Source organism: Shimia sagamensis (assembly GCF_900182745.1).
Classification (GTDB): Bacteria; Pseudomonadota; Alphaproteobacteria; order Rhodobacterales; family Rhodobacteraceae; genus Shimia; species Shimia sagamensis.
On record NZ_FXTY01000002.1, the window covers coordinates 1 to 20,155 of the forward strand.

Genomic DNA, 20,155 nt, shown 5'->3' on the forward strand with positions numbered 1-20,155 from the left:
GCGCATGAATACCGATTGTGCATGAAGGGGCTGACCTGATGCCAAGCGCGCGGTTCCTGCTGGCGGTGGTGGCCCTTGTTCTGATCGCGAGCGGTGGGGCTGGTTGGGTTGGCTACACCAAAGGCATCGCCAAGGCTGAGGCCGCCCACAATCAAGAACTGCTCGACCAGATCGCCAAAGGCCAGGAGGCCGATCAGAAACGCCGTGCCGCGGAGCAAGAGCGCGCCCGCATGGCCGAAGAGTTGGAGGCTGCTGCCTATGCAGAACCTGTTGTTGTTGAGCGCTGTCTTGGCCCTAACCGCGTGCAGCGGCTCAACGCCCTACGTTAAGAGCGCTGATCCTTGCACTCGTCCGGTGCAAATCCCTTCGGGTTGGATCAGTGACCGGCAGATCGAGGTGCTTTGGTCTCGGGACCGGCGTGAGCTGCTGGATTGTGCTGGCAAAGTTGAGGTGCTGAGCGGGCGTGATGCTGTTTGAACACCAGAAAGGGGTGCGAACATGAGAAAGGAAAAACAATCGCCTGGCTCTGATGGTCCTGAACTTCAATTCCTGAATTTTTCAGACAGCACACCGTTGCAGCAATATCCGCAACCTCAAAAACCAGCCCAACGTGCCTGCACACGGTTTCCAATGGAGAGACATGAACGCCAAACCGCTCAACAACAACATGTGGCTGCATTACCGTGTGTCGCGCGTTGCTTAGCAACACTGCAAGTGAACCTGGCAAGCTTCTACCAGCCTGCACCCGATAAACCGTTTCAAGAAAAGAAGTCAGATCGGCCGGGTCAGATGCAACTGTGACAACTTCAACCAGGTGTAGTGCCCCGTTCGAGTGGTCCAAAATCTCCGAAGCTATTGAGTTGGGGGCTTCTTTGTCTTCGCAAGAAGACCAATAGGCGCCTTTTGAGTTCTTTGGTGTTGCGAACGCAAGTTTTGCCGAAATCTTCTCTGTTCTGTTGTCTGGGTGAGTAAAATCACGACTGAACGCGACAACAGAGCCACCTGAAATGCCTGCGTCTAAGAACGCCTGGTGATCAGCTGATGCGTCCGTTGTGTTGACGACAATCTGGGAGATACCTTGTTGCCAGACAAATGCGCGAAACTCGGCGTCATTTTTCGTAAATGTGTTCTGTTCGTTTGCAGATAGGCGGTAGAGACTTGGGTCATCGACGGCGAGCAACTCAATCATAAGCCCATTCCTAAAATAGATGTTTGCGTTGTGCGTACCGAAGGGATGCACTCCCCTTGGCGCAACGGAAAACCCAAGCCTTTCGAAAGTGCTATGCGCGGTCTCCAAGTCGTCTACGGCGAAAACGGCGTGGTCCAATGATCTAGTACCCATGATCATCCAACTTCCTGTTGTGAATTAATCAGCAACTCTCGAATTGAAGCTGCGATTTCGTTGGTCTGGTGGCAGTTAACTAACGCAGGTTTCGATTGCAGAACTACTTTTCGACCAGATGGTTCCTTATGTCTTTCCAGTATCTCCCGCGAGCACAAGTCATCGACGCTATCGCCATTGATCCTAACAATGCAATCCAGCTCCCCATTCCAAACGAGCGCTGGATCCGCATCGTGTACCACGTCCCTTACCGCGTGCCGGAGGCCATTTGTGGACCGGGCCCATCCTTTTGGAAGCAGATCATACAACTCAGAGCACAGACCAACGCTAAATTTACGCCCGTTGTGATCAGGGGCAACTTCATCTGTCGCATCTGTGAGGAGTTCGAAGATTCCGGCAATGCGATGGAAATACTTTTCGCCGTCTGGTGTCAAAATTAGGCCATTAGTAAACCTCGTGAACAACTCGATAGAGAGAGCCAGCTCCAACTTCTTCACGAGTTGACTGACGGCACCAGAGGTAACCCCAAGTTCACTCGCAGCAGCCTTGAAACTTCTGTTGCGAGCGGCGGCTTCGAAGGCCTTAAGGCTATTTAGTGGTGGTAGGCGATATGTCATGCAAACTTCCTTTTGGGTACTGATCGCACAGGATGCCTCGTGGGCTGAGATAGATTTTCTCAGTCGCCTCGATGGGGGGACTTCGTTACCTATTACTATTAGTTTGCATGGTGCTAGAGGCGTAGCGTGAGAGGCTGAATGTAACCAGTAACAACACTGAACGTACTAGAAGGATCATCCGGTTTTCGAAGCACAAACACTCGTAAATTCGCCAATGAAGAACGCTAAGCCTAGGCCAAGCCAATCCAAATTAGTGAAGCAAGGGACGTTGTTCATCACCATAGAAACCTATCTTAGCCGCGTGTCCTGGAATCCACTGGAGCCTGGCGGTGCATACGGAGGTCGGCTCTCAGCCCGAAGCGGCCAACTAGAATTGACTTGGAGCGAGCATGCTGCAACTGCAATCTATGAATCTCACGTTCCTTAAAACAGACGTTCCAGAGGCCTACAGCCGATTTTTGCGATCAATGACCGGATTGAGCCCAAACTGACTGATGCTGCTCCTGGCTCGAACGGCAGCAATACGCAGGTACTGGACTTTGCAAAGTTTCGTGAACGGCCCACAGCGGACATTCAAGCCCTTCAAGTGAACGGCAGCTTTAAGCATTGATTGGGGTCAGTCTTCGGAACTTAGAATCATCCGCCAAGCCAGCTCAAAACACGATGCGAGTTCGCAGCCCGATCAAGAAGATATCGTCTTGCCCCACCGTGAGCAGAGGATTGGAAATATATTGGATCGAAGGGGTGATATGCAGGCCGGGCGAAATAGAAAACCTGTAGAACGCTTCTGCGGTGAATTGTGTGGCGTCATTGCCATTGGCCTGCGCCCAGTTCAATCCAAGACCGGCGGCGTCAGTGTTGCGCCCGTAGTAGGCAATCCCGGCAGAGAGCGATTTGTCATAGAGGGCGGCGGTGCCTTCACTCACGCCAGCGCGGACAAATGGAATCCATTTATTGTCCACAAACCAGGCCGCTGAGAACGATGCACCATAATCCTCCGCGCGGCTGCCGTCATTTGCGGCGTCTGCATGCCAGAGGGTCAGGTGTATGTTGTCAAAATAGATACGGTCCAAACCGCTGGTGTAACCAAGTTCCAAACTTTTGAAGAGATTACCGTCGGAAAAAACGTTCAAGTCAGGTGACGTTGGATCGGCATTGGCATCAGCAATGCTGCCAATCGCATAGAAGTTTTCACCCAGCTTCACACCACCTGCAAGTCCCAACCCCGGATTTGGGGTGTTGATTGTTGGGTTGGTGTTAAATGCCAGATTCTGAAACGCCGAATACGGGCTGACCGCGCCGTAGATATCGAGAAAATCTGTGACGTCGATCTGCCCGAATTGCAACGTCCATGAAGCATCCGGCGCCCGCTGGCTCCAGAACAGGTTCGTAAGCATCGCGCCATTGTCGTTAAAGGCTGTGCCAGTGATCGCCAAAGCGCCACCGTCGAGCCCCAGAAACTGGGGCGCAACGGCCGTATAAGCATGGCGGTGTTCCAGCTTGAAGGTCAGTGAACCATGTTCGGTTGGCTGCCAGTTGCCATAGACCCGGAAAATACCACTGGCTGCGTTGCCTTCGCCAAGATTTGCATTGGAGGATTGTCCAAGCGTCAGATAGTCCAGATTGAACCGAAAGCCCTTCTCGGCAAGTCCATCTTTCCATGAAAACCAACCCGGAGCGATGTTGCGCGGGAAGTCCGAGCGTAGTTGAGGGTCTGTTAACCCATCTCCGGGTGACAGATCACCTTCCACCGACGACGGGCCAGACAGTCCCTGTGCGGCTGCGTTGCCGACAAGACCAATTGCCAACACGCAACTCAAAATCAAAGGCTTCATGCCAATTTCCATGACGTACACTCAACTACTGGAATGCATTGCTGCCCGTCTGAATGTTCGTGCGGGCAGCACAGAGGCTTAAGACGGGTCACTTACCGAGAATAGAAATACTCTCGCAGCTCCTTGCGCATAGCTTTTCGCTTAGGCAAGTCTTCGGCAAACTGTTCAGACGAAACCCCTTCCCAAAGTTGCGACCATACCCGCATTTTGTTGCCACCATAAACCTTGGCCAAATCTTCATTGGTGTAGCCGCGAGCCCAAAGATCATCGGTGATTGCGGCCAGGATCTTGGAGAGCTCACCTGCGCCAGTTGCACCTTTGTCGAAAGCATTCGTCATGTAGCCGTCATCGGCATAAACATCTGCATTGGCAGTTGCAAAAGCGACGATCAATTCCTCGCTGAACATATCGTCGGTGGCGATAGCGACATGATCAACGCCTACCAGTTTGACATAGTAGTCGATCATATCGGCGGCCTGTTTGGGGCTAATATCATCGGGCCAAATGCCATCCATCATCCATTCAGTGAACGTCGGCGACACATACCCGCCTGACTGGGCGGCACGGATTGCCTCTTCATCGGTGATGTTGCGATAACAGCCTTTTGGCGTCGCGTTCGGCTCGTCTTTATAGAGACCGGCCGGAATCGAATGGGTATAACCGAACGGAACGCCCGGATAATTCCCTTCCATGTAGTCCATTGCGTCTGAGGCTGTTTGGTATCCGGTGTGACTGAGATCAAGCATGATGCCATAGCGCACCATTTCATCAATTACATCCTCACCCCAAGGCGTCAGGCCAAGCACCGTTCCATTAAACTCGGCCAATCCCCCAGACCCGGTCCGAAACACATCGTTGTAGGCAAGGATCATGCTCTTGATGCCCATGTCGGCGATAATTGCCATCTTGCGCAGATCACCATCCAAAATCGTTGCAGTCTGGCTATTCCAGATCACCGCTGTCTTGCCGTGCAAATGCGCAGACTCGATGTCGCTGATGCTGTTGACGAACTGATAGTTCTCCGGCTGTTCGGCCATTGCAGATCTGTAGTGGTAGTGCTGAGTGATCAAGTCGTTGAAGGTCATGCTGGCCGCAGTTAACGTCATCTCGTGGCCGGTGATACCGTTCTCACGGGCAAGGGCAAAATAATCCAGAAGCTGTTCGTTTTCCGTCCAGCCTGTGCCGTAGGGGCTCGCCAGCATTCCAATGACGATTGTGTCTTTCACAAACTGCTTGGCCTCATCTGAGGCGGGCCAAGTTTTTGAGTTGTCGCTGCTGTAGGCGGACCCTGCAAAACCCGCAGACAAGGCCAGTGCCAATAATGTTTTCTTCATCACAAACTCCAATACGTGCTTTCACCGCATAGCGGTCCCACCGGACAAATTCGAGCAGTGCTCCAAGCAGATAACCTGACAACCCAAATGAGGTTTCTAAGAGCCACTCCGCGCCCTGTGGATCACGTTAAGGGAGATCGCACCTCGAAATTCTGAATTTTCCATTCATTTGGATAGTTGAATCACGATTGTTCTTCTATAATGACAGAAATTGATGTTTTCTGTCCTTGGTGGTGTCCAATGAAAAATCCTTTGGTTCCAGCGATGAGTGTCGCGTTTCTCCAGCCGTTCTTTGAAGAACTGCTCAGGCGCGGCGTCAGCAAAACCAAGTTGGCTGCGCGCGTCAATTTGAAAGAAGAGGCATTGTTTGACCCGGCGATTTCCTTGCCTGCGAATACTGTCTACGCGTTATTGGCATGGGTCGCACGCAGCACCAATGATCCGCTGATCTGCGCCTGCATCGGTCAACGCATGGCGAGCGGTGCGTGGGCGCCTTTGCTGCCACTCATGGTCTCGGCAACATCTGTCGGCGATTTCTTCTTCAAGTTTAGCATGATGTCCTCGGAAACAAGCCGCGCTGCTACCTACAAGCTGGAAACCGAAGGCCAGGTAAGTTTGTGGCGCCTGCAACGCGCGGATGGAGCGAGCAATGACGCCTGTTATGCTGATGCAGTTGCGGTTGGGTTCTTTGTCGGAATTCTGAAGTCTGCGGCGGGAACGGACTGGGAGCCGTCAAAAGTCATCGCTGCCCTACCCGATACCTCGATAGTTCCACAGGGCATGCTGCCATCCTCTTCCGTCCTATCCGGTCAGGACGGTCTGATCCTCAGATTCCCCACTGCTTATCTTACATTGAATATGCCGAGCATGTCGCCACCCCCTGATCTGCTGAAGCTAAAAGTGCCGAACGAACTGGATACACCGCTTTCTGAGATAGTCCGCCGACTGATTGAACACCGGATCGCGGAACCCGGTCTTTGCGTTGACGACATTGCGCGTGATTTGACTATGTCCCGTTGGAAACTGCAGTCTTTGCTCAAGGAGGAAGGATGGACCTTTTCGGACATCAAAGAAGAGGTACGTCAAAGGTTGGCATTGGAGGAAGTTGGACGCACTAAGGCCTCCGTCGCCTCAATCGCTTCAAGTTTAGGATACACTAACAGTTCAAATTTTACGCGGGCGTTTCGAGGATGGACTGGAAAAGCACCAAGGGATTACCGGAAAACTTGCTAAAAGGCCGCGGTGCATTTTCTCACCTATCGAACGTAATCTGACCGATCAAAACAGATGCCATTTTCCTGTCGGTCTGGAGTGGCTTTTATCAATCACAATTTAAGATCGGCAAAGGCCGCCGCAAGCGCAATACTGCCTTTGGTAGGGACTGTGCAGCGAAAGACCGTTTCCTGCCCTCACTGTAGAAAGGTCATGTCGGCTTTGGGCTGGATAGCCGCCGTTAGCCGCTGAACGACTTACGGCAGCTTCGTCCGCTCAGCCGTCCTTGGGACCTGACAGCAGCGAGTTTGGCGGTCAGGGATTGCCTGATGTCCGGATTGAGTCCAAAACAATGGATGCTGCGCTACGAATGAAGGTCTCCAACAAGTTTTAATGTCTGCTTTAGTGAACAGCGATGGGTGGCGCGTACATTGGCGCCAGCCAAATGGATCTAGAAAAAGTTATGCCTGTAGAATTTAAAATCTTCCCAAAACGCGGCCTTGTTGTAGTTCGATACTCTGGCTACGCCACTGTCAACGAAACGTTAAATGCAACAGAAGCCTATGTTTCGCATCCAGACTATGTTGCGGGCCAAAAACAACTGGTCAATATGACCGAGGTCACTGGTTTCGAAAAAGACTATGTTCAGTTTATGGGTATGCAGGCCCGATTAACAGAACGGCTTGTTCGATCTGATTTGCAATCGCTTGTCGTATACATCGCACCTACGAACATAAGTCGAGACTTGAGTGCTATGTTCGTACGGTCCTGGATTGACATAGGTTCTGTTGTACCGCTGGTCCAAGATTCTGAATCCGAGGGGCTCGCGCTTTTGGGGCAGCCAGAAGAAACACTTGATGTTCTGCTGGCAACATTGGCGAATTGATCCAAATTTGACAGAAGTTCAATTCACGGCGTTTTGACCACGCGCTGATGAATGGCGCGGTCGTCCCGGAAGCAGACCTTCAATGCGACGCTTTAAAAGGCGAGTTTGTCCAGCACAGCTGCACTCAACCCCCGAATTTCGCTGCAACTCTCATCAATGACCGCTTTTCATGCGGCAACGCAGCTATCGAGAGCTATGTTCCCTGGCCGAAGGGCGGACTTTGCAAAGGTCGCAATCTGCGCATCGCTGCCATTGGTTCATACCGCGGCGAATGACCGTTGTCCGCCCGAAGTGCTAGAACGTCTTGTCCGCTTTGGGCTGACTGCCGCCGCCGGCAACCGCGTCGATCGCCAGCCAGATGTAGGACAGTGACGTTGCAACGCCGCATGGAAAACGCCACATGCTGCACCACGCACGAATGACGGCGAAGCGCGAACAAAAGCCGACATCTGACCTGTGTCTGCACAGCTGTTTAGGTTTTTCAGGCGGTTACAAGGGTCATTTCGGTCTGACGTGATCGTTCCAGTAATGATAGAGCCCTTGCACGTCCCCACTTGTCAGAACGTGAATGGCTGCCGGAAATTGCGTGTCCGCCCAATCCCACCAGGAAATCTCGAGAAGCAATGAGATTTCCTTGTCTGAGAACCTGCTGCGAATGGTACGCGCTGGGTTTCCACCAACGATGGTATAGGGGTCCACGTCTTTCGTCACGACCGAACGCGCCGCGATCACGGCACCATGTCCGACGGAAACACCGGCCATGATCATCGCTTCTGACCCGATCCACACGTCGCTTCCAATGACGGTATCACCCGCTGGATGAAACGCGTCGGGAGCATCGGCAAAGCCTGGCCCATCCGGCCAGTAGTGAAACGGAAATGTACTGATCCAATCGGTACGATGTCCTTGGTTTCCCGCCATAATGAAGGCTGCCCCAGTCCCAATGGAACAAAAGCTGCCGATAATCAGCCTGTCGGCTCCGGCATCGGAACTGAGAAACCGCGCACATTCATCGAACTTATGACGATGATAAAAGCCAGAATAGTAGCTGTAACGTCCAACGATGATGTTGGGGTTGGTGACTTGCTGGTCCAGCGGAATACCCCGAAATGGGCTTTCAAAGTAGTTATCCATTGATGTTCCTTGATGCCTCTCACCTTATTTTTGGGCGCGCGTCAGGCATGGTAACATGGGGCGATGAATTCATTAATTGTCAGCCATCTAAAAGATACAGCAACATTCTTTCGTTTCTCAAATGCAATGCGCTTCTTTTTCGCCGCGAAGCAAACAAAGCTGATCTTGGCGTGGGCCATTTGCATGGCAGCTTCATCCGCATTGCGGACCTCTGTCAAGGCGTCGATGTTGCAGGCGCAGCGAATGGCCGGTTCGGAGAATCTGCGATTGAATGAATGTCCGTTTTCTGGTCGTGAATACCTAGTCAGTCGATCGACTTCAGGAACTCCAAAAGGGCTCGGACTCTCGATACTAATTGCCGGCCAGGTTGTATCAAGGCTGTTAAAGGTTGCTCCGTCGTATCATGGACCTTGGTCAAGATTGGAACAAGCTGACCTGAAGCCAATGAACTGGCACCGAGGAAATCACCAAGTCGAATTATGCCTGCACCGGATACCGCAGCGTGCAAAAGCGTCTCGACGTTGTCGGATGTCAGCCTGCCTTTCACTTGCACTCTCATCGCTTGACCATTTTCGTGAAACGGCCAAGCTGCCTGATGTGGAAAGCCATTTAACAGAAGGCAATTATGATTCCGTAGATCTTGGGCTGTTTGCGGTTCTCCATACTGTGCCAAGTAACCCGGACTCGCGGCGATGACGCGCGACACTGTTCCCATAGGGATGGCTATAAGGCTGCTGTCATCGAGATCACCCACACGGACTGTAACGTCCGCTTGGTCAGAGACCGGATCGACGCGTTGATCCGTGACAGAAATGTCGAGCGAGATATGCGGATACAACTCACTAAATTTTGTCAATTGAGGTGCAAGTTTGTGATTGGCGAAAGCAGAACCACAATTCAGACGTATATGTCCGTGAGGGTTCGCCGAGGCATCGGAAAACTCAGCACTGGCAATCTCGATAGTCTCCAGAATGGACCGTGCTCGAGGCAGGAACGCCTCTCCTTCTGGAGTGAGAGACAGTCGCCGTGTTGATCGAAAGAAAAGTTTCGTTCCGAGATTTTCTTCCAATCTCGTTATCATACGGGAAATGCCAGACGACGTGTATCCAGTATCGGTTGCCACCGAAACGAACGTGCCGCGTTCCACCACACGGATAAAAGCTGCGATCTCAGGGGCAAGGTGCGACATTTATTAGAGACTCAGAATCAAGACAGATGTGCAAAAGGTCACCTTTTTCTGCCTTTAGATCAACAATAGGGTCGCTGAAGTCGCTACCACTAGATCAAAGGATCGAGATTATGCCACTTAACAAGCTGCATGTGCCGCAAAACTTGCCTGTCGCAACATGCCATCAAATAAACGACTTGCTCCATGATAGCCTTGTGGAAACCTGCGCCGTTAATCCAAAGGACTACTTCTGCATTGTTGCCCGTTACGGGCAGGGCGACATGATCCTGCATCCAACCTACTTGGGGATACGTGATGTTGCTGCGACTATCATCATAGACATCACCTTGTTGGCGGGACGCACAGATGAACAGAAAGAAGCCCTATACGTTGATGTCAGAAAGCGGCTGGACGCAATAGGTTTCCCGCCTGGTAATTCAATCATCTATTTGACGGAAAATGGCCCGGTCGACTGGTCTTTCAGTGAGCAAGGCTCTGTGAAAAAAGTTCTTGGTTTTTAGCGAGCGGACATTGGCGAAAAAGCGGAGAAAGGTGACCTTGTCCGCGCTCCTTCCGTGCCGGCGCGCCCAGTTGATGCATTTGCGGCGAAAGGCGTCTTTTGCTAGTACGCACGCCGCATAAGTGTTCCATCAATCCCTCAGATCTCGTGACTTTGAAATGTCGCTATCTTCGCATAGCGATCTATTTTGACTTGTGGTCTTGGTCCTTGCGTGCCGGTTAATGAGCCAAAGTGCCTTTTCACGCTTTCCCTTTTTGTTTCCGATTTGGCCTGTGAAATATACAGGCCAAAGTATTGGAGCGACGAAATCGTCGCTAGATTTAGGTTCTGGCGCGGGCTGAGGTGGCGGAGTCGGCGTGGCAGAGGTCGCGCTTTTTGGGTTACAAATTGGGTTACAAACTGGGTTACAGGGTCCCTAATGGATTTTCGAAAAATAGTTTAAGTCATTGTTATATATTAATTTAGGTGCAAATTTTGGTTGAGTAAATGTTCGGTTTATCCCTACCGCCGGAGCCATAAAAAGCCTCTAACCTTAACGGGTTGGGGGCTTTTTTGCTTTTGGAAAGCGAATCTATTGCCTCACAATCGAATGATCAGAACCAGGTAGGTAGGCAGCATTTGCCGTGGTCGAAAATGTTCTCTGTGGAGCCGGCCGTGAGTGGTTTTTGGCACGGGCATGGCGAACGGAGTGCGGGCCTTTGACCTCCACAAAACTCTATACAGTCCAACTATTTGCGCTGTATTCTCAGCCGCAGATGTCTGAACCTCTCAATTGATGCGCACAGAACACCGCCAGAGAACACAACGAAAATTAATTGTACGTCCCCAATCAAGACGATTGGGTATTTCCCAGAAAACCACAATGAAAGTGAATTGATTATGTCGATCTGGAAAGAACCATTTTTGCATTTTGCATTGTTGGGTGCCGCAATATTCGGTTGGTTTTTTGTTCTGAACCCTGATGCGGGTGGTCGACCTGAAGTAGATGAAATTGTGGTGTCGGAGCGGGTTTTTGAAGGGTTATCGGCTCGTTTTTTTGCCCAAATGAAGCGGGTTCCCACACCTGAAGAAGCGCAGGTTATGGTGGATCAATTTGTCAGAGATGAAGTTCTTGTGCGTGAAGCGCAGTCGCTTGGATTAGATCAGGGCGACGGCGTTGTGCGCAATCGCCTGGTGCAGAAAATGGCCTTTCTAATTGCATCCGCCGCGCAGTCAGCCATGCCGGACGACGCGGTGCTGGACCAGCATTTGCAGGAGAACCCGGAGACTTTCAAAACACCTGCATTGATCAGCTTTGAACAGATAGGGTTGGCGCCTGGAACAGATGCGGCGCAGATCGAACATGTGCTGTCAGATCTGAACGCCGGAAACGCTACCCAGGACGAGATGTCGTCGTCGTTGCTGCACAGGTCCATGTCCAAGGCAACTTGGGTGCAAGTGGATGGCAATTTTGGGCGCGGGACCTTTGCCCAGTTGGAAACCTTACCTGTTGGTCAGTGGAGTGGGCCGGTTACGTCTGGCTATGGCCTGCACGCTGTTCGGGTCCTGGAATATCAAGCCTCTGAGTTGCCAAGTTTGGATATGGTGCGCGAACGGGTTTTAGCTGATTGGCGTAGCAGTCTGGCAGATGACCTAAGGACAGCGCAAGAAGCGGCGTTGTTGCAGGCCTATCAGGTGTCGCAACCAACCCAAGACACGCTTAAAAGCTGGATTGGCCAATGAGTTGGCTGCGGGGGATATTATTAGGCTGTTGTGCGATTTTTATGGCGTTTTCGGCGGCTGCCCATGAGCTTGATCCCGGGTATCTAGATATTCGGGAGATCGAAACCAATACGTATCAAGTGTTTTGGCGCAAGCCTGATGTGCGTGGCAGGCCGATGCCAATTGAGGTTCGTCTACCGGAGAATTGCACGCCACAGTCCGGCCCGGATTCAGTGTCGGACGGCACTGCTTGGCAATCACATTGGGTCGCAATTTGTGATCATGGGTTGTCCGGACGGTACCTGTCTGTGGATGGGTTGGCGTATCAGAAAACGGATGTTCTGATACGCTTACAGGCGTTGGATGCGTCGCCCGTGACCAAACGGTTAACCTCAACCCAGACGACGCTGCTGATACCGGAAAAGCAAAGCTTACTGCAAGTCGGGTGGACTTATGCAGTTCTGGGATTTGAGCATATTTTGGAAGGATGGGATCATCTTCTCTTTGTGTTTGCTCTGGTTCTCTTGATCCGCAGCAAACGGCGCCTTATCGGTGCGATCACAGCCTTCACTGTGGCCCATAGCATCACGTTGGCGCTTGCGGCTTTGGGGCACGTATCGATCCCCGGTCCACCGGTTGAGGCGATCATTGCCCTATCTGTTGTGTTCCTGGCAATCGAAATTCTTAAGCGGGAAGAGGCGAAGTTGCGGCTGTCTGAACGCGCACCCTGGATGGTGGCTTTTGCCTTTGGGCTGTTGCATGGGCTTGGATTTGCTGGAGCATTGCAGGACATCGGTCTTCCCGAAGTTGACATTGCGATGGCGCTCTTGGCATTTAATCTGGGCGTAGAGGCCGGACAGCTGGCCTTTGTCGGCGTGGTTTTGGCGGCGGGGTATGTTCTTAAGGGAGGGCTGTCCTGGCTGAATATGTTGTCCGTTAGGTTGTTGAGTAATGCTAATCTGGTTGCGGGTTACCTCATTGGAACTGTTGCGACATTTTGGGTGGCGGAGCGAATTTATGGGTTCTGAGCTGCCGCAATTTTTGGGGTTTCGGCGGGTGTTATGGGCGAGCGTGTGCCTGTTGTTTGTGGCAACACCTGCGGTGCCGTGCGCCTTTCACGGGTATCAGCCAAAGCCCACAATGGTGGAGCGACTTTTGGAGGCAGACAGTATTGTTTTGGTGCGCCCCAGCGCGGCTGATCCGTTTCATTTTGAAGTCACCCAGCACCTGAAGGGCAATCAGAACGTCGTCGGTCCACCCTTTCTGGTCGACAGTACCACCCGGCGGTTGATGCAGCTTGCACCTCGAAATCAAGTCTTGTTTGCGCGTAACGCCGAGACTGGAGATTGGCATCGGTTGGTCACTGTGGACTCAGAGTTTGATCCGATCTTGCGGGACATTTTGGAGTCTTTGTCAGAGTGGCGAGACAGTCCCTCGTCCCGGGCAGAGTTTTTTGCCAATTTCCTGGGGCATACAACACCGGGTGTCCGTGAGCTTGCTCTACGCGAACTGGATTTGGCATCCTACGCGACGCTTCAAGCGCTTAATCTACAGGTAAATTCACCGCGATTGCGAGCCAAACTAGATGTGCTGACCCAAATGGATCTACGTGCGATCCGTATCCTACTTTTGGGGTTCAGTGCGCAAGATCCGGAGCTCAGCAAGTTTTTACGTCACAGACTCTCTCAAAGCGTAAAGAACGATGGTGATATGCTGGGGGCCTATGCGCTGAGCCTGGTTGAGCTAGACGGGCAGGCGGGCGTGAAATGGTTGGCGGAGGTCCATCTGAGAAATCAAGCCTATGCCTACAACACTCGCAGCGCGCTGGTGCAGGCCTTTGCCATGCATTTCCAAACTGGCGACGTCGCAACACGGGAACTGATCTCCCAAACTCTGTCCGCGCTTGTGCTGTTCGATGTTGATTTGGCTTACATCGTGACACTGCAATTTGGGGCTTTGGCACCAGTGGGCGCCAACGATGAAATTGATGAAGCGGGCGAAGATGACACTTTGGCGGCGTTGCGTTTGTTGGCGGTGGGCGCCCAAACAGACTAAGTGAAGCGCTTGTTCTTGCAGTGGAATTTAACTCTACTTAGAACCCCTTAGAGTGACGGGTTAATGTAGCTCATGATTGACGTCATGCGGATCATGACCTTGCGAATGACATGTGTGGCCTGAACGTTGTTGGTATAAATGGCAAAAGTGCCTGCGGCACCCGGTGGCAGTTTTGCGGCCGTGTCGGGATTGTCCAAGCGAACTCGAATGAGAAATGGATCGGCACGGGTTTGTCCGCTTGCAAGCACGTTTCCAGACACGTCCGCCTGGCCTTGTGACGAGAGGTCCATCAAGCAATCTACAGTGCTCGTCAAAATTTGACCCGGCATGGTTATGATCGCTATTTCAACGGGTTGGCCACCTCTGGTTCCGCGACTTTGGCTTTTGTTCCGTCTTCTGTGATGGCTTTTTCATAAGGATGCTGACGCTGTTTCGCAATTTTGCGGGGCTACTTCTCTAGAATGAGAAAGACCGTTATGGCGGTGATCACAAGCACGATCAAAACCACCCAGGCTATGATGTCCAATCCATTCAAAATGTGCTTCACGAAAGTGAAAGGCGACCATTTGTTCGTGGCAGAAAATTGCGCTGCTACGACGTAATTTATCTGAACAAGTTGAGCGGAGTATGTCCACGAGAATCCGTACCACAGAGGCTGGGAGCTTGGTGTACCACCATCCAAAGACGCAGCGCATTCCTGACGACGGATCAAAGCAACATTTCGGGATCAAGGGTATATGGCGGAGAGACAGGGATTCGAACCCTGGGTCCCCGTGAAGGGACAACGGTTTTCGAGACCGCCCCGTTCGACCACTCCGGCACCTCTCCGTCCGATAGACCGTGGTCTTTGTGGGGCGTCGTTTAATCGGGATTGTGATGTGGCGCAAGTGGGATTTGCATTGTTTTGTGCAACAAATGATTTAGCTTAGCCCTATGCAAAAGACTTCTGCCCGCGTGGCCCCGTTTGCCCACATCAAAAACCAACTTCTTGTCTTGGTGCTGTCCGTATTGACTGGCTTGGTTGCCGTTGTGTCATGGGCACAGGCTGCAGACCGGGACAATGTCGCTGCGTTTCTAAGTATCACAGGCTTTGATGTGGCGATCGATTCCATTGCGCTGTCGGCGACCTCCGCGCCGGATCTGCTTGGGATGAACCAAGGAGATTTTGGTGCACAGTGGACTGCTGTGGCAGAGGACGTTTTTGACACCGAACTGATGCAAAACCGTGCACTCAATATTTTGGAAGCCACGCTTGACGACGAGTTATTGGCCCATGCTGCTTCGTTTTACGCGTCAGACTTGGGACAGCGGTTGGTTCAAGTTGAAAACGACAGCCACATGGCAGATGACGACGAAAAAAATCTCGTGGGCAATGCCATGCTTTCGGACATGCAGGAGAGCGAAGATCCACGCATTGACCTGTTTCGCCGCATGAGTGTGGCGATTGATCCAAATGATATTGGTCCGCAGGCGATGACGGAAATACAGGTGCGCTTTATTCTTGCGGCGTCTTACGCAGGGGTGATTGACCTGCGTACCGACGAGGATGGGCTGCGTGCGCTTTTGAATGAGAACGCTGAAGAAATGGCCGATGCAATTGAGACGTCTTCGCTGGCCAATGCAGCCTATACTTATCGCGACTTCTCGCTTGAGGAGTTGGTGGCATACACCGAAGCTCTGGAACATCCCGATATGATGACGGTCTATGAGCTAATGAATGCGGTGCACTTTGAGGTGATGTCGAACCGCTTTGAAGCTCTGGCGCTGCGCATGGGCGACATCCAGCCGGTTCAGGACCTGTAAGCCCTTTAAAAACGGCTTGACTTGAACAGTTTTCCACAGGATAAGCGCCCATCTGGCGTGAAGTATGCACTTTGCGCCTGATTTTTTGTAACACAGCCCATACCAGGGCGCGCTGTTTGAGGTGGCATTCGCCAAAAACGCCAAAGCTCTCGGGCTGCGGGACCAAAGGACGCGATAAGATCGAAGGAATAGGACATGTTCGCAGTCCTGAAGACCGGCGGCAAACAGTATAAAGTACAGGCAGGCGACGTCCTGCGTGTCGAAAAACTGGCTGCAGACGCTGGCGAAAAGATTCAATTCAACGACGTGCTTATGGTTGGCGGTGACACCACCGTTGTTGGCGCGCCTTTCGTTGAAGGTGCCGCTGTACAAGCCGACGTGATCGACCAGATCAAAGGCGAAAAGCTGATCAAATTTGTGAAGCGTCGTCGTAAGCACAGCTCCAAGCGCACCGTGGGCCACCGTCAGAAACTGACTCTGGTTCGCATCACCGACATTCTGGCCACTGGCGCAGACAAATCCGGCGTTAAAGCTGCCATTGGTTCGGGTTCCGTATCCGCACCTGCGGCCGCAGCTCCGGCGAAACCTGCCAAAGCAGCCAAGAAAGCCGAAGCACCTGCCGCAGCCGCAGCTGACGACCTGACCGCCATCACTGGTGTTGGTCCGGCCGCAGCGAAAAAGCTGGCAGACGCAGGCATCACTTCTTACGCTCAGCTGGCAGCAGTTGACGTAGAAAGCTTTGATGCGGTTAAAGTGAAGCCTGAGTGGGTTGCGCAAGCAGCCGAACTCGCGAAGTAAGCGAAGTATAGGAGAGCAACGATATGGCACATAAAAAAGCTGGTGGTAGTTCCCGTAACGGTCGCGACTCCGCGGGTCGTCGTCTAGGCGTGAAAAAATACGGTGGCGAAAACGTCATTTCTGGCAACATCATCCTGCGTCAGCGCGGCACAAAGATGTGGCCAGGTGAAGGCGTCGGCATGGGCAAAGATCACACAATCTTTGCAACCGTCGAAGGCAACGTGAAGTTCCACAAAGGCCTCAAGGGCCGCACCTTTATTTCGGTCCTGCCAGTGGCGGAGGCCGCAGAGTAAGCCGACCTTAAGGTAATGACACATTTAGGGGGCCGGCTGACACAGCCGGCCCTTTTTCATTTTTGAGAGTTGAGACACGCCATGAGCGTCGCCATGATCAGTTTTAGCATCTTTGCCGCAAGTCAGGTGGGCACACCTGGTCCTGCGAACATGGCGCTATTGGCCACTGGAGCTCGCTTTGGATTTCGGGCGGCGCTGCCTTTTGTGGCGGGCGTGGCCCTGGGCAAACAGCTGATCATCTGGCCGATTGGGTTTGGCTTGATGGGGGTGGCGGAGACGGTGCCATCGGTGTTTGTTGCGTTGAAATGGATCAGCGCAGCCTACATTTGCTGGCTGGCCTGGAAAGTTGCCAATTTGCGGCTCTCACCTGACAGCAAGGAAGGCGACGCTCCCCCTGGATTTGCCGCCGGACTGCTGGTGCATCCGCTCAACCCAAAGGCCTGGGCGATGATTGTTGCTGGCTTTACAAATTTTGTCACACCTGGGACAGCCGCCTTGCAAGCAACAGCGACCATCGCCATCTGCCTACTGGCCGCACAGGCTGTTTTCCATCCGATCTGGACCCTCGCCGGAGACCGGATCGCCCGCACTGTTGCTGGCAAGCCCGCGGAAAAATATTTGATGCGCACTTTGGCCGCTTTGACGGTGGCCTCGGTGCTTTATGTGGTTCTTTGAGGAGGAGACCGCGATGAAATTGGACACCATCGTTAATCAGCCTGTGATTGAAGCAGAGCGTTTTGTTTTGCGTCCGTTGCGTCGGTCTGACCAAGGGCTTATCGAGATGCACACTGCAGATCGGGAATTGGCGCGAATGACCACGCGTATTCCACACCCGGTGCCACCGGGTTCGATTGAAGCCTTTATCAATCGTGCACAATCGAGCGATCGTGTTGAAGATGTTTGGTCTTTTGACGGCAGCGCACAGGGCCAGCCGGAAGTTATGGGTATCATCGGGCTGACCCGTATTGACGAAGGCCAGGTTGAGGTCGGCTACTGGATTGGCAAAGCTTTTCGCAACACAGGCCTGGCTTCCGAGGCCGTGCGCGCGCTGATCGCAGCCAACCCGCTTGTCAGCAGCACCATCTTTGCCTCGGTGTTTCAGGATAACCCGGCCTCGGCTCGTGTGCTGACAAATTGTGGGTTTCAGTATCTTGGGGATGCGGAAAGCTTCTCGGTGGCCCGCGACGCCGCAGTGCCCACATGGACATATAGTTTGAAACTGGATTGAGCCTTGCCGTCTGGCAAGGTAAGAGCGCATCACGCGCCGCAAAAGGACAAATGACATGAAATTCCTCGACCTTGCCAAAGTCTACATCCGTTCCGGCGGTGGTGGGGGCGGTTGTGTCTCTTTCCGGCGCGAAAAATATATCGAATATGGCGGCCCCGATGGCGGCGACGGCGGCAACGGCGGCTATGTTTGGGCTGAAGCGGTTGACGGTCTGAACACGCTGATTGATTTCCGCTACCAGCAACATTTCTTTGCCAAGTCTGGCCAACCTGGCATGGGCAATCAGCGCACCGGTAAGACTGGGGATGACATCATCTTGCGTGTCCCAGTGGGCACAGAGATTCTGGACGAAGACCAGGAAACAGTGGTTGCTGATTTGACCGAAGTGGGTCAGCGCGTGTTGCTTGCCAAAGGCGGCAACGGCGGCTTCGGCAACTTGCACTTCAAGTCCTCCACAAACCAAGCACCACGTCGCGCCAACCCTGGGCAAGCTGGTGTAGAGCGCACCATCTGGCTGCGATTGAAGCTGATCGCGGATGTTGGATTGTTGGGCCTGCCGAACGCGGGGAAGTCAACGTTCCTGGCAGCAACCTCCAACGCGCGCCCGAAAATTGCAGATTATCCATTCACCACCCTGCATCCCAATTTGGGGGTTGTCGGTGTTGACGGTGTGGAATTTGTGGTGGCGGATATTCCTGGGCTGATCGAAGGTGCCAGCGAGGGCAGGGGTCTTGGCGATTTGTTCTTGGGTCACGTCGAGCGCTGTGCTGTGTTGTTGCATCTGGTGGACGGCACTTCCGGTACGTTGCTGGAAGACTACAAAACCATTGTGAAAGAAATCACCAACTACGCCGACATTCTGGCCGACAAGCCGCGCGTGACCGTTCTGAACAAAATCGACAGTCTGGACGCCGAAGAACGCACGTTTCTCAAAGAAGAACTTGAGGCAGTGGTGGGCGGCGAAGTACTGCTGATGTCGGGCGCAAGCCATGAAGGCACCACGGAAGTCTTGCGGGCACTGCGGGCACAAATTGATGATGACAGGCTGCGCCAAAAGATCGAAGAGGCGGCCGAGTCTGATGAGGAAGAGGCACCGTGGCGACCCTAAAAGACGCAAAACGGGTTGTGATTAAAATCGGGTCGGCGCTGCTTGTCGACCGGGCCTCTGGGCTGTTGAAAGTGGACTGGCTCAAAGCTTTGGCTGAAGATGTCGCCATGCTGAAGGCACGTGGCACTGATGTTGTCTTGGTTTCTTCAGGCTCAATCGCTTTGGGCCGTCGCGCGTTGCAACTTCCCAATGCAGACTTGTCTTTGGATCAGTCTCAAGCGGCGGCTGCCGTTGGCCAAATTCGTCTTGCACGGGCTTATGAGGAGGCTCTTGCACCGTATGAGATCACCACGGCGCAGGTTCTTGTTACCTTGGAAGACAGCGCTAACCGTCGGAGATACCTCAATTCCCGCGCGACGTTGGATCAACTGCTCACTCTGGGTGTTGTGCCTATTGTGAATGAAAATGACACGGTCGCCACAGATGAGATCCGCTATGGCGATAATGACCGACTGGCGGCTCAAATTTCGCTGACCACGGGTGCCGACACTTTAATTCTGCTTTCAGACGTGGATGGCTTTTATTCGTCAAATCCCATGACTGACCCGGCTGCCCAACGCTTTGAGGTGGTCGAAGAGATAACTGCAGAGATTGAGGGCATGGCGGGGGAAGGCGTGACTGGTCTTTCTAAAGGCGGCATGATCACCAAACTCATGGCTGCCAAAACCGCGACGGCTGGCGGTTGTGCGATGGCCATCACCGAAGGCTCAGCCCTGCGGCCAATTCAAGCTCTGGAAAATGGCGCCAATGCGACGTGGTTTCTGGCGCATGGCACCCCACAACTGGCTCGCAAACGTTGGATTACATCGATGAAACCGCAAGGCGCCTTGGTGGTGGACGCCGGGGCGGCCAACGCCTTGACCTCCGGGAAAAGCCTCCTGCCTGCCGGTGTGACAATTGTGAATGGCGATTTCAGCCGAGGCGATCCGATCGAAATCCGTGATGCCTCTGGCCATCGTTTGGGGCAGGGGCTTGCCGCCTACTCCAGTCTTGAAGCGGATCAGATCAAAGGGCGCCACAGCCGCGAGATTGAGCCGATCTTGGGCTATCCGGGCCGCGCCGCGCTCATTCACCGGGACGATTTGGCCCTTTAAGTTTCTTCTGACTAAAATACCCTCGCC

22 protein-coding genes and 1 tRNA gene are annotated in these 20,155 nt (G+C 53.0%); 15 read left to right on the forward strand and 8 right to left on the reverse strand.

Annotated features, from left to right (window positions below; translation table 11 throughout):
* Positions 1-38 precede the first annotated feature (38 nt).
* Positions 39-329 carry a hypothetical protein gene (locus QOL67_RS04475; protein WP_283424773.1) on the forward strand — a complete coding sequence of 97 codons (291 nt, stop codon included), beginning with the start codon at positions 39-41 and terminating at the stop codon, positions 327-329.
* A 47-nt stretch (positions 330-376) separates the two neighbouring features.
* Here the strand turns inward: QOL67_RS04475 and QOL67_RS04480 are convergent, their stop codons facing one another.
* The 4 genes from QOL67_RS04480 to QOL67_RS04495 form a co-directional block, all read right to left on the reverse strand.
* Entirely contained in the window at positions 377-1,348 is a 972-nt protein-coding gene (locus tag QOL67_RS04480) for a VOC family protein (protein WP_346770597.1), read from the reverse strand.
* A complete protein-coding gene (locus QOL67_RS04485) occupies positions 1,345-1,959 on the reverse strand; it encodes a LysR family transcriptional regulator (RefSeq protein WP_283424774.1) in 615 nt (204 codons plus the stop codon). The genes QOL67_RS04480 and QOL67_RS04485 overlap by 4 nt, the downstream gene beginning before the upstream one ends.
* Before the next feature lie 653 nt (positions 1,960-2,612).
* Positions 2,613-3,794 carry a carbohydrate porin gene (locus QOL67_RS04490; RefSeq protein WP_283424775.1) on the reverse strand — a complete coding sequence of 394 codons (1,182 nt, stop codon included), beginning with the start codon at positions 3,792-3,794 and terminating at the stop codon, positions 2,613-2,615.
* Positions 3,795-3,886: 92 nt separating this feature from the next.
* Positions 3,887-5,128 carry a dipeptidase gene (locus QOL67_RS04495; RefSeq protein ID WP_283424776.1) on the reverse strand — a complete coding sequence of 414 codons (1,242 nt, stop codon included), beginning with the start codon at positions 5,126-5,128 and terminating at the stop codon, positions 3,887-3,889.
* Between the two features lie 240 nt (positions 5,129-5,368).
* Between QOL67_RS04495 and QOL67_RS04500 the strand changes: the two genes are divergently transcribed.
* Complete coding sequence (locus tag QOL67_RS04500) at positions 5,369-6,361, forward strand: AraC family transcriptional regulator (protein WP_283424777.1); 993 nt, start codon at positions 5,369-5,371, stop codon at positions 6,359-6,361.
* Between the two features lie 424 nt (positions 6,362-6,785).
* On the forward strand, positions 6,786-7,226 hold the full coding sequence (locus tag QOL67_RS04505) for a hypothetical protein (RefSeq protein WP_283424778.1): 441 nt from the start codon (positions 6,786-6,788) through the stop codon (positions 7,224-7,226).
* Positions 7,227-7,724: 498 nt separating this feature from the next.
* On the opposite strand, the gene catB is transcribed toward QOL67_RS04505, so the two are convergent.
* Positions 7,725-8,360, reverse strand: a complete 636-nt coding sequence (gene catB, locus QOL67_RS04510) for a type B chloramphenicol O-acetyltransferase (RefSeq protein ID WP_283424779.1) — start codon at positions 8,358-8,360, stop codon at positions 7,725-7,727.
* A gap of 2 nt (positions 8,361-8,362) precedes the next feature.
* Between catB and QOL67_RS04515 the strand changes: the two genes are divergently transcribed.
* Complete coding sequence (locus tag QOL67_RS04515; protein WP_283424780.1) at positions 8,363-8,635, forward strand: hypothetical protein; 273 nt, start codon at positions 8,363-8,365, stop codon at positions 8,633-8,635.
* Between the two features lie 29 nt (positions 8,636-8,664).
* On the opposite strand, the gene QOL67_RS04520 is transcribed toward QOL67_RS04515, so the two are convergent.
* Complete coding sequence (locus QOL67_RS04520) at positions 8,665-9,549, reverse strand: LysR family transcriptional regulator (RefSeq protein WP_283424781.1); 885 nt, start codon at positions 9,547-9,549, stop codon at positions 8,665-8,667.
* 110 nt (positions 9,550-9,659) lie between these two features.
* Between QOL67_RS04520 and QOL67_RS04525 the strand changes: the two genes are divergently transcribed.
* From QOL67_RS04525 to QOL67_RS04540, 4 genes are all read left to right on the forward strand, one after another.
* A complete protein-coding gene (locus QOL67_RS04525) occupies positions 9,660-10,049 on the forward strand; it encodes a tautomerase family protein (RefSeq protein ID WP_283424782.1) in 390 nt (129 codons plus the stop codon).
* Between the two features lie 878 nt (positions 10,050-10,927).
* Positions 10,928-11,770, forward strand: a complete 843-nt coding sequence (locus QOL67_RS04530; RefSeq protein WP_283424783.1) for a peptidylprolyl isomerase — start codon at positions 10,928-10,930, stop codon at positions 11,768-11,770.
* A complete protein-coding gene (locus QOL67_RS04535) occupies positions 11,767-12,777 on the forward strand; it encodes a HupE/UreJ family protein (RefSeq protein ID WP_283424784.1) in 1,011 nt (336 codons plus the stop codon). The genes QOL67_RS04530 and QOL67_RS04535 overlap by 4 nt, the downstream gene beginning before the upstream one ends.
* Positions 12,767-13,804, forward strand: coding sequence for a hypothetical protein (locus QOL67_RS04540; protein ID WP_283424785.1), 1,038 nt, complete (start codon positions 12,767-12,769; stop codon positions 13,802-13,804). Before QOL67_RS04535 ends, QOL67_RS04540 begins: the two co-directional genes overlap by 11 nt.
* 47 nt (positions 13,805-13,851) lie before the next feature.
* On the opposite strand, the gene QOL67_RS04545 is transcribed toward QOL67_RS04540, so the two are convergent.
* Both QOL67_RS04545 and QOL67_RS04550 read right to left on the reverse strand, forming a co-directional pair.
* Complete coding sequence (locus QOL67_RS04545) at positions 13,852-14,094, reverse strand: hypothetical protein (protein ID WP_283424786.1); 243 nt, start codon at positions 14,092-14,094, stop codon at positions 13,852-13,854.
* 448 nt (positions 14,095-14,542) lie between these two features.
* A tRNA-Ser gene (locus QOL67_RS04550) sits at positions 14,543-14,632 on the reverse strand.
* 105 nt (positions 14,633-14,737) lie between these two features.
* Between QOL67_RS04550 and QOL67_RS04555 the strand changes: the two genes are divergently transcribed.
* From QOL67_RS04555 to proB, 7 genes are all read left to right on the forward strand, one after another.
* On the forward strand, positions 14,738-15,607 hold the full coding sequence (locus tag QOL67_RS04555) for a DUF2059 domain-containing protein (RefSeq protein WP_283424787.1): 870 nt from the start codon (positions 14,738-14,740) through the stop codon (positions 15,605-15,607).
* A 195-nt stretch (positions 15,608-15,802) separates the two neighbouring features.
* Complete coding sequence (locus QOL67_RS04560) at positions 15,803-16,405, forward strand: 50S ribosomal protein L21 (RefSeq protein ID WP_283424788.1); 603 nt, start codon at positions 15,803-15,805, stop codon at positions 16,403-16,405.
* Positions 16,406-16,428: 23 nt separating this feature from the next.
* Complete coding sequence (rpmA, locus tag QOL67_RS04565) at positions 16,429-16,698, forward strand: 50S ribosomal protein L27 (RefSeq protein ID WP_283424789.1); 270 nt, start codon at positions 16,429-16,431, stop codon at positions 16,696-16,698.
* 81 nt (positions 16,699-16,779) lie between these two features.
* Positions 16,780-17,373, forward strand: coding sequence for a LysE family translocator (locus tag QOL67_RS04570; protein WP_283424790.1), 594 nt, complete (start codon positions 16,780-16,782; stop codon positions 17,371-17,373).
* Between the two features lie 13 nt (positions 17,374-17,386).
* Positions 17,387-17,926 (forward strand): GNAT family N-acetyltransferase, encoded by a 540-nt coding sequence (locus QOL67_RS04575; protein WP_283424791.1) that lies wholly within the window; start codon positions 17,387-17,389, stop codon positions 17,924-17,926.
* A gap of 55 nt (positions 17,927-17,981) precedes the next feature.
* Positions 17,982-19,034 carry a GTPase ObgE gene (gene obgE / locus QOL67_RS04580; RefSeq protein WP_283424792.1) on the forward strand — a complete coding sequence of 351 codons (1,053 nt, stop codon included), beginning with the start codon at positions 17,982-17,984 and terminating at the stop codon, positions 19,032-19,034.
* Positions 19,022-20,128, forward strand: a complete 1,107-nt coding sequence (gene proB, locus QOL67_RS04585; protein WP_283424793.1) for a glutamate 5-kinase — start codon at positions 19,022-19,024, stop codon at positions 20,126-20,128. Before obgE ends, proB begins: the two co-directional genes overlap by 13 nt.
* The last annotated feature ends 27 nt before the right edge of the window (positions 20,129-20,155 follow it).

Coding starts and splice junctions, on each gene's coding strand:
- QOL67_RS04475 (WP_283424773.1), top strand. CDS start 39: ATGCCAAGCGCGCGGTTCCTGCTGGCGGTGGTGGCCCTTGTTCTGATC.
- QOL67_RS04480 (WP_346770597.1), bottom strand. CDS start 1,348: ATGATCATGGGTACTAGATCATTGGACCACGCCGTTTTCGCCGTAGAC.
- QOL67_RS04485 (WP_283424774.1), bottom strand. CDS start 1,959: ATGACATATCGCCTACCACCACTAAATAGCCTTAAGGCCTTCGAAGCC.
- QOL67_RS04490 (WP_283424775.1), bottom strand. CDS start 3,794: ATGAAGCCTTTGATTTTGAGTTGCGTGTTGGCAATTGGTCTTGTCGGC.
- QOL67_RS04495 (WP_283424776.1), bottom strand. CDS start 5,128: ATGAAGAAAACATTATTGGCACTGGCCTTGTCTGCGGGTTTTGCAGGG.
- QOL67_RS04500 (WP_283424777.1), top strand. CDS start 5,369: ATGAAAAATCCTTTGGTTCCAGCGATGAGTGTCGCGTTTCTCCAGCCG.
- QOL67_RS04505 (WP_283424778.1), top strand. CDS start 6,786: ATGGATCTAGAAAAAGTTATGCCTGTAGAATTTAAAATCTTCCCAAAA.
- catB (WP_283424779.1), bottom strand. CDS start 8,360: ATGGATAACTACTTTGAAAGCCCATTTCGGGGTATTCCGCTGGACCAG.
- QOL67_RS04515 (WP_283424780.1), top strand. CDS start 8,363: ATGTTCCTTGATGCCTCTCACCTTATTTTTGGGCGCGCGTCAGGCATG.
- QOL67_RS04520 (WP_283424781.1), bottom strand. CDS start 9,549: ATGTCGCACCTTGCCCCTGAGATCGCAGCTTTTATCCGTGTGGTGGAA.
- QOL67_RS04525 (WP_283424782.1), top strand. CDS start 9,660: ATGCCACTTAACAAGCTGCATGTGCCGCAAAACTTGCCTGTCGCAACA.
- QOL67_RS04530 (WP_283424783.1), top strand. CDS start 10,928: ATGTCGATCTGGAAAGAACCATTTTTGCATTTTGCATTGTTGGGTGCC.
- QOL67_RS04535 (WP_283424784.1), top strand. CDS start 11,767: ATGAGTTGGCTGCGGGGGATATTATTAGGCTGTTGTGCGATTTTTATG.
- QOL67_RS04540 (WP_283424785.1), top strand. CDS start 12,767: ATGGGTTCTGAGCTGCCGCAATTTTTGGGGTTTCGGCGGGTGTTATGG.
- QOL67_RS04545 (WP_283424786.1), bottom strand. CDS start 14,094: ATGGACCTCTCGTCACAAGGCCAGGCGGACGTGTCTGGAAACGTGCTT.
- QOL67_RS04555 (WP_283424787.1), top strand. CDS start 14,738: ATGCAAAAGACTTCTGCCCGCGTGGCCCCGTTTGCCCACATCAAAAAC.
- QOL67_RS04560 (WP_283424788.1), top strand. CDS start 15,803: ATGTTCGCAGTCCTGAAGACCGGCGGCAAACAGTATAAAGTACAGGCA.
- rpmA (WP_283424789.1), top strand. CDS start 16,429: ATGGCACATAAAAAAGCTGGTGGTAGTTCCCGTAACGGTCGCGACTCC.
- QOL67_RS04570 (WP_283424790.1), top strand. CDS start 16,780: ATGAGCGTCGCCATGATCAGTTTTAGCATCTTTGCCGCAAGTCAGGTG.
- QOL67_RS04575 (WP_283424791.1), top strand. CDS start 17,387: ATGAAATTGGACACCATCGTTAATCAGCCTGTGATTGAAGCAGAGCGT.
- obgE (WP_283424792.1), top strand. CDS start 17,982: ATGAAATTCCTCGACCTTGCCAAAGTCTACATCCGTTCCGGCGGTGGT.